Source organism: Bacteroides sp. OM05-10AA, assembly GCF_003439055.1.
In the GTDB taxonomy this organism is placed as follows: Bacteria; Bacteroidota; Bacteroidia; order Bacteroidales; family Bacteroidaceae; genus Bacteroides; species Bacteroides intestinigallinarum.
This window is the reverse complement of record NZ_QSUR01000024.1, coordinates 110,415-117,051: the sequence shown is the minus strand read 5'-3', so window position 1 is coordinate 117,051 and position 6,637 is coordinate 110,415. Positions and strand designations below refer to the sequence as shown.

Here is a 6,637-nt window from a genome sequence, read left to right as displayed (position 1 = left end):
TATTTATTCACAATAGAAGAAGTACCACCAAATTTGACGAAGAACCGTTTTTTCGTTTTAGTTCCGTTTTCTTTCCGGCTTTCCGGAGAAGATAGTCAGTTCTAAAACTTCAAATATGATTTCTGTTGTGGTATATCCGTTAAATGTATATTCCAGATTTTCGTCCTCAAGAAAGTATTTGAGATAAATGGTTGGAGTACCATTGTGGAAGTCGAGAAAAAGGTAAGAAGTATAGTTATAGATACCAAGATCGGCAAACTCATTTAGAATAGCAGTATTGAAAACTGTGGACCAGCCTGTTTTTGATTCGTTTCCGGACATTTCGAATCTACGATGTTCTTTTGCGAGATCGTCTTTTTTTACATGTCTGAACTGCTCGAGCAATTCATCATTGAAAGAAAGGCGTTGTCTGATAAAATTAAAAACTTCCTCCTTTGTCATTTGTTTTAAATCAGTTATTTCCATTTTTACTTAATTAGTCGGGTAAAGGTACTCCCTTTATTTGGTAATAAGTCGGATTTGGTGATATTTCTTTTATTTCTTTTTGGGGTTATATCCCTAAAAACTGTCTGATTCCGGTTGAAACCATTTTGTTTCGAAGGGGGGAGGAATAAACAAATGCGAAAAGGAATAAGGAATATAGAAAACGAAAAAGAGGAAATTCTCTACGAGAATCTCCTCTTTTTTCATCTTTCACGAAGATTGAATTATTTCTTCTTACGGTCACCGTAACGGCTCATGAACTTATCAACACGACCTGCAGTATCCACCAATGTAGATTTACCTGTATAGAACGGGTGAGAAGTGTTTGAGATTTCAATCTTCAGCAACGGATAAGTTTCACCTTCGAATTCGATGGTTTCTTTAGTTGCTACAGTTGACTTAGACAAAAACATGTCACCATTTGACATATCTTTAAATACTACCGGACGGTATGATTCTGGATGAAGGCCTTTTTTCATTTCAGTATCTGTTTTTTTAATTTATATTCTGTTACTATTTTGGTAAGAAATAGTGTAATGGTCATTTTCAGAGCGCAAAGATAATGCTTTTCTGTGAAATAGAAAAAGGTTTTATGGAAAAAACTTCGATAAAGATACTCTGCTTTCTAAATTTAGGCAATCCGTACCTATAATATATCTATATAATATGATTCGCATCATTCATATATGAATAGCATAACTTATATTGATGAATGATGAATCGAACGCGGAAATACGCTTTACTGTCTTTTATCCGTTTATTTGCAAGGTAGACATTACAATCTAATGTCACACTCGTATTCCTGCTAAATTTTGGTGTCTGATTTAAACCTTTTTCTACTATATTTTTCTTTCCGATGTTCGTTATTCGATGGATAATGCTTACTTTTGCGTAGAATTTTTATTCACTAACAATAAACTTTAAACAAAATGGTAAATTACAAAGATTTAGGATTGGTAAACACAAAAGAAATGTTTGCTAAGGCTATCAAAGGTGGATATGCTATCCCAGCATTCAACTTCAACAATATGGAACAGATGCAGGCTATCATCAAGGCTGCTGTTGAAACTAAATCTCCTGTGATTCTTCAGGTTTCTAAAGGTGCTCGTCAGTATGCTAACGCTACTTTGTTGCGTTACATGGCACAGGGTGCTGTAGAATATGCTAAAGAATTAGGCTGCGCACATCCGGAAATCGTTCTTCACCTTGACCACGGAGATACATTCGAAACTTGCAAATCTTGTATCGATTCAGGTTTCTCTTCAGTGATGATCGACGGTTCTCATCTTCCTTACGAAGAAAACGTTGCATTGACTAAGAAAGTTGTTGAATACGCTCATCAGTTCGACGTAACTGTAGAAGGTGAACTTGGCGTATTGGCTGGTGTAGAAGATGAAGTTTCTGCTGACCACCACACATATACTGACCCTGAAGAAGTAATCGACTTCGCTACTCGCACTGGTTGCGACTCTTTGGCTATCTCAATCGGTACTTCTCACGGTGCTTACAAGTTTACTCCGGAACAATGCCACATCGACCCGGTTACAGGCGTAATGGTTCCTCCTCCATTGGCTTTCGAAGTATTGGACGCTGTAATGGAAAAACTTCCGGGATTCCCTATCGTTCTTCACGGATCATCTTCAGTTCCTCAAGAAGAAGTGGAAACTATCAACAAATACGGTGGTGCACTGAAAGCTGCTATCGGTATTCCAGAAGAATGGTTGCGTAAGGCTGCTAAGTCTGCTGTTTGCAAAATCAACATCGACTCTGACTCACGTTTGGCTATGACTGCTGCTATCCGTAAGACTTTTGCTGAAAAACCAGCTGAATTCGACCCGCGTAAGTATCTTGGTCCGGCTCGTGACAACATGGAAAAACTGTACAAGCACAAAATCCTTAATGTGCTCGGTTCTGACAACAAATTGGCACAGTAATAATCTCCAGATTATTCCATAAATAAAAGAAAGGCTGCTACCGGTTGACGGTGGCAGCCTTTTTGTTGGTTTAGATATGGTCCCGGCGAATATCATTGCGGAGCAGAGCCATACTTATTTTTTATTCTGTTCATTTTTCATGGATGCCGAGTGTCCGTTTTGAAAGAATTCTTCTATTTTTTGTTTGTCTCGAAGTACTTTCAGCCAGTTGGTAGCGGCATTGTAATAATTGGATTTTCCCAAAATAAGTTCACCTTTTTCGTCTATTTCCGGTTCCTCTTCTTTGCTGTTTTGGGGGCGTGTTTTTAGGAATGCTTCCAGGCAGCGTTCGGTGTTTTTCTTGTCTTTCAGGTCGTAGAAGTATATATAGGCCATGTCGTACAATAGTTTATGGTTGTGTTTGTCATACTGTTGGTAACGTTCTTTGATAGATTCGATTTGCTTTTTATACATTTGTGCCATTTTGTAGCAGTCGGTCATTCCGATATAGAGTCTGGTCATGCTGCTATCTTTAGGAATAGATAGGTCAATTGCTTTTTCCAGATAGTTTACGCCTTCTTTTTTCCAGGAAGTTTTAGAGCAGGCCCGGCCGAGGTAATAAAGGAGATTGATATTATCGGGATCGTATTTACGGGCGACTTCCAAAAAGTCATGGGCTTCATAATATTTCTCTACTGCATAATAGCTAATGCCTAGATAATAGCAAGTATGGAAGGAACTGTCCCCCTGACTGACCAGATATTCATAGCGCCGGATAGCAGTGGGATAATCTTGTTTGAGGCAATATGCCAAGGCATTCTGCCGGTTGACGGAGATGTTGGTACTGTCAATCTGTCGGTATTTTTCTGTAGCTTCGATGGCTTCATCGAAATATGAACCGGATATATTCAAGGCGCCCAGTTTGGTGGCAGCCAGGTAATCGTCGGGATATTTCTCCTGAATATTGTAATAGCAACCTGCAGCAGGCAGAAGTTCGCCCATCCCTTCAAAACTTTGAGCTTGCAGATGCAGGACAATGGCGGAACTATCTTTTTCCGTCATCAGGCTACTTTCGCCAAGTGCATCGCGAAACTTTTGCCGGGTCAGGAGCAAACTGATGTATTGAATACGTACATATTTGTTTTCCGGATTCAGATCAAGGGCGTGTTCGTAATAGTTTAGCGCTTGATTGTATTTGGCCAGTGCCCGGCAACATTCGGCTGCTTCAATGAATGCGCGGGCATTGGTGGTATCGTTAGAGATAATTTCTTCATAGGTAGAGAGTGCCTCTGTGGTGAGTCCTAGTCCGCGCAATGCTTTGCCTTTCTGTAAGAGTAGGTGAGGAGTTGGCTTCTTCTGGGCGATAAGAGAAAGGGCTGTCTCGTAGTCGTAGTTTGCCATAGCTTCTTGGATATGGTCTGTGTGTTGTGCCATGAGAGGGATGGTGCAACCAAGGAAGAACAGAATAATAATCCATTTCATAAAATCTTATTTTAGTTGTTTGACTTATTGGTTGCAAGTTACTAAAAATATTTTATTTACGAATTGTTCGTAGATTGTTTTGGATAGATTAACGGAATGATAAGAGAAGATAACACTATGGCTACATATAAAGAAGAACACCCGTGTTGCAACTGAATGTAACACGGGTGATCTTATAAATGTTTAAAGCATACCGAATAGAAATCCGGTAGGGATGCCTCTTACATCAAGAATCCAAGCAGGATACCGGCAGCGACAGCTGAACCGATTACTCCGGCAACGTTCGGACCCATAGCGTGCATCAGCAAATAGTTGGTCGAATCGTATTCCAGACCAATGATTTGTGAGATACGTGCAGAGTCGGGAACGGCAGAAACACCTGCATTACCGATCAATGGATTGATCTTGTTGCCCTTCTTCAAGAAGATATTGAATATCTTAACGAAAATTACACCGGATGCAGTTGCAATGATGAACGACAATGCACCGAGGGCGAAAATCTTGATAGAATCGAGCGTCAGGAATTCGGAAGCTTGCGTAGAAGCACCTACTGTCAGACCCAACAGGATAGTGATAGTATCAATCAACGGACCGCTGGCAGTATTAGCCAAACGACGGGTTACACCACTTTCTTTCAACAGGTTACCGAAGAACAGCATACCCAGCAAAGGCAGACCGGAAGGAACCAGGAAGCAAGTCAGCAACAAACCGATGATCGGGAAAATCACCTTCTCCGTGTGAGAAACTGCACGCGGCGGTTTCATACGGATGACGCGTTCGCTTTTAGTGGTGAGCAGACGCATGATAGGCGGCTGTATCACCGGAACCAACGCCATGTAGGAGTAGGCGGACACCGCAATGGCTCCCATCAGGTTAGGTGCTAGCTTGGAGGAAAGGAAGATAGCCGTCGGACCGTCTGCTCCACCAATGATACCGATAGCACCGGCTTGCATTGGGTCGAAACCCATTTCCAATGCGATCATGTATGCACCGAAGATACCGAACTGTGCAGCTGCACCGATCAACATCAATTTCGGGTTGGAGATAAGTGCCGAGAAGTCCGTCATAGCGCCGATGCCCAAGAATATGAGCGGCGGGTACCAGCCGGAGGTCACTCCCTGATACAGGATATTCAATACAGAACCTTCTTCATAGATGCCGACTTTCAATCCCGCATCCATATTAAAAGGTATATTACCGATCAATATACCGAAACCGATAGGAATCAGCAACATCGGTTCGAACTCTTTGGCTACTGCCAAATAGATGAACCCCAAACCCACAAGAATCATAACAATGTGCCCTACAGTAGCATTTGCAAAGCCCGTATATGTCCAGAAGTCGGCGAGGTTATTTCCTAAAAAGTTTATAAAATCTCCCATATTATTCAATAATTACGAGGTCATTACCTTCAAGAACAGAGTCACCTTTGTTTACGTTGATGGCAGTAATCTTACCGTCTTTATCCGCATTGATATTGTTTTCCATCTTCATGGCTTCCAATATAATGATAGTCTGGCCTTTCTTTACAGTATCGCCTACATTTACTTTGATGTCGAGGATAACGCCCGGCAGCGGAGATTTCACTCCCGATTTTCCGGTAGACGGAGCAGCTGGTTTCACTACTTGAGTAGGAGCAGTAGGAGCATTAGGCATAGGACGTACTGTTACTGGTTTCGGAGCCACTTTAGGCTGTTTCTCCATTTCCACTTTATAATGTGTACCGTTCACTTCTACATGAGCGATATTATCTTCAATATCTCCGATGGTTACTTTATATGAGTTACCGTTGATTTTATATTTATATTCTTTCATCGTTTTACTTTTTAAAAGGTGACTTACTTTCTGGGAGGAGTTTCACGCAAGGTGTAAATCTTCGAACTCCACGGTGAGTAGCTACGTTTTACACGAGTGATGGTCAGTACCGTTTCTTCTACGTCGTGCACTTCATCCTGCATTTCGTGCAATGCCATAGAAATAGCAGCATAAACTTCGCCCGGAGCCTGTGACAGCTCTTTCGCTTCTTGTTTGTCGATGCCTTTGGATTTCATGGCGTTACGTTTGCTCAAGTTGACTGCAACTCTGCCTACAACCTTGAAGGAAATATAAAGAAGAATCAATCCGACAAATACTACACTCATGGCAGAAATAGACATACCGATACCTACCGCATCATGTTCTTCGAAGTTTTCCATCTTGGCATTGCTGTCAAGAGTCTGGTTGTTGGTGCTCGGAGTGACGTATTTGTCACTACTTCCACCTTTTACTTCCCAGTTTACCGCTCCGTCGCTTACGCGAGCGTATGATTGGTCGGGACCAAGAGCGCCTGCCGGCACTACAATCTGGTCAAGCAGATTTCTGCCGGAGTCGTACAAGCCAATCCAGTTGGCTGTTTCCGGATTCAACTTGCAACTTGTGTGAAAAGTACCGCGGTTAGGCTCGCCGTCTGCCCAGAACAGGGCATGTTGACGTGGTTTCACTAAGGTCAGTACGTCACCTTTCGGAATAAAATAAGTAACTGTATCGCCTGGTTGGTTGCTTACTTTCAGCAAGCAAGCTGCCAGATCGGCGCTACCGAATGATTTATTGAATATTTCAATCCATGCACTGTGCAATCCATAGTCGTCCTGAAAGTTACTCTGATTGTCTATCAGGATTTCATTCAGCACCAACTTGTTGTTAGACTTTTTCTCTCCACAAGAAGTCAGCCCAATCAGCAATAGCAAAGAAAGGAATATTCCGATTTTGGTTTTGTTCAT

7 protein-coding genes are annotated in these 6,637 nt (G+C 41.8%); 1 reads left to right on the top strand and 6 read right to left on the bottom strand.

Features of this window, described 5'->3' with window-relative positions:
• Positions 1-57 precede the first annotated feature (57 nt).
• Both DXB58_RS18300 and DXB58_RS18295 read right to left on the bottom strand, forming a co-directional pair.
• Positions 58-465, bottom strand: a complete 408-nt coding sequence (locus tag DXB58_RS18300) for a hypothetical protein (RefSeq protein WP_032853677.1) — start codon at positions 463-465, stop codon at positions 58-60.
• A 242-nt stretch (positions 466-707) separates the two neighbouring features.
• The gene (locus DXB58_RS18295) at positions 708-962 is read right to left on the bottom strand and encodes a type B 50S ribosomal protein L31 (RefSeq protein WP_005678397.1); all 255 of its coding nucleotides are present in this window, start codon (positions 960-962) and stop codon (positions 708-710) included.
• Between the two features lie 450 nt (positions 963-1,412).
• On the opposite strand from DXB58_RS18295, the gene DXB58_RS18290 reads away from it, so the two are divergent.
• Positions 1,413-2,417, top strand: coding sequence for a class II fructose-bisphosphate aldolase (locus tag DXB58_RS18290; protein ID WP_008999802.1), 1,005 nt, complete (start codon positions 1,413-1,415; stop codon positions 2,415-2,417).
• Positions 2,418-2,531: 114 nt separating this feature from the next.
• Here the strand turns inward: DXB58_RS18290 and DXB58_RS18285 are convergent, their stop codons facing one another.
• From DXB58_RS18285 to DXB58_RS18270, 4 genes are all read right to left on the bottom strand, one after another.
• Positions 2,532-3,878: a lipopolysaccharide assembly protein LapB gene (locus DXB58_RS18285; RefSeq protein WP_122137778.1), complete on the bottom strand. Its 1,347-nt coding sequence runs from the start codon at positions 3,876-3,878 to the stop codon at positions 2,532-2,534.
• 221 nt (positions 3,879-4,099) lie between these two features.
• Positions 4,100-5,260 carry a sodium ion-translocating decarboxylase subunit beta gene (locus DXB58_RS18280; RefSeq protein WP_008999803.1) on the bottom strand — a complete coding sequence of 387 codons (1,161 nt, stop codon included), beginning with the start codon at positions 5,258-5,260 and terminating at the stop codon, positions 4,100-4,102.
• A 1-nt stretch (position 5,261) separates the two neighbouring features.
• Entirely contained in the window at positions 5,262-5,693 is a 432-nt protein-coding gene (locus tag DXB58_RS18275; RefSeq protein WP_008999804.1) for a biotin/lipoyl-containing protein, read from the bottom strand.
• Positions 5,694-5,716: 23 nt separating this feature from the next.
• Complete coding sequence (locus DXB58_RS18270) at positions 5,717-6,637, bottom strand: OadG family transporter subunit (RefSeq protein WP_008999805.1); 921 nt, start codon at positions 6,635-6,637, stop codon at positions 5,717-5,719.

Coding starts and splice junctions, on each gene's coding strand:
- DXB58_RS18300 (WP_032853677.1), bottom strand. CDS start 465: ATGGAAATAACTGATTTAAAACAAATGACAAAGGAGGAAGTTTTTAAT.
- DXB58_RS18295 (WP_005678397.1), bottom strand. CDS start 962: ATGAAAAAAGGCCTTCATCCAGAATCATACCGTCCGGTAGTATTTAAA.
- DXB58_RS18290 (WP_008999802.1), top strand. CDS start 1,413: ATGGTAAATTACAAAGATTTAGGATTGGTAAACACAAAAGAAATGTTT.
- DXB58_RS18285 (WP_122137778.1), bottom strand. CDS start 3,878: ATGAAATGGATTATTATTCTGTTCTTCCTTGGTTGCACCATCCCTCTC.
- DXB58_RS18280 (WP_008999803.1), bottom strand. CDS start 5,260: ATGGGAGATTTTATAAACTTTTTAGGAAATAACCTCGCCGACTTCTGG.
- DXB58_RS18275 (WP_008999804.1), bottom strand. CDS start 5,693: ATGAAAGAATATAAATATAAAATCAACGGTAACTCATATAAAGTAACC.
- DXB58_RS18270 (WP_008999805.1), bottom strand. CDS start 6,637: ATGAACAAAACCAAAATCGGAATATTCCTTTCTTTGCTATTGCTGATT.